We start from the raw sequence: 902 nt of genomic DNA on the forward strand, positions 1-902 counted from the left end.
AAGTAGTGAACGATGAGTTTAAGGGACCTAAGACCTTCGATAATGACGATAAGAAGGATCAAACCTTCACCGTTACTCTTCGTCAAGGTACAGAGAAGATTACAGACCCAGCTAAGCTCAACAAGAAAGTATCGCGTACCATCAAGTACGAATACGCAGATGGTGAGACAGCCGGTCGTCCAGCTCTGAAAGCTCCTGTGACTCAAGAAGCAGCCTTCACACGTACAGGTGAACGTAACCGTGTAACTGGTAAGGAAACCTTCAGTGCATGGACACCAGCTACGAAAGAATTGGCTCAAGAAGCTACACCAGTCGTAACTGGATTCGTGGCAGATAAGGCCAATGTCGCAGCGAAGACAGTAACTCCTGATGATAAGGATAGCGAAGAAACAGTTAAGTACAGCAAACTTGGTTCATACGTACCAAATGTACCAGACGGACTTCCAAAAGTACCAAACCTTCCATATCCAAACGATCCAACAGATCCAAGCAAACCAGGTACTGATCTTCCAGTGATTCCACATGTACCAGGAACTACACCAGTAGGCCCAGATGGNACAACNCCATTGACACCGAAAGATCCGAGCGATCCAAGCAAGGGNTACAACCCACCACCAGTTCCAAGTGATCCAACTAAGGACACACCAATCAATTACGTGAAGGATGGTCAAAAAGCGATTATCAGCTTCGTAGACCAAACTGACGGTAATAAGGAATTGACCAAGGTTGTCGAAAGCGGTAAGTCAGGTGAGCCAATCGGTACAACTAACTACGCAGCTCGTCTGAAAGAATTGACAGACAAGGGCTACGAAGTTGTAACGGATGAGTTCGCAGGACCTAAGACCTTCGATAATGACGATAAGAAGGATCAAACCTTCACCGTTACTCTTCGTCAAGGTACA

General features: G+C 46.2%; 1 protein-coding gene. It reads left to right on the top strand.

Annotated elements, in window-relative coordinates; all coding sequences use genetic code 11:
* Window positions 1-5 precede the first annotated feature (5 nt).
* Window positions 6-902 (top strand): mucin-binding protein (locus D8790_RS10645; protein ID WP_446677484.1); only part of this gene is annotated, 897 nt, incomplete at its 3' end.

Source organism: Streptococcus cristatus, assembly GCF_003943535.1.
GTDB lineage: Bacteria > Bacillota > Bacilli > Lactobacillales > Streptococcaceae > Streptococcus > Streptococcus cristatus_L.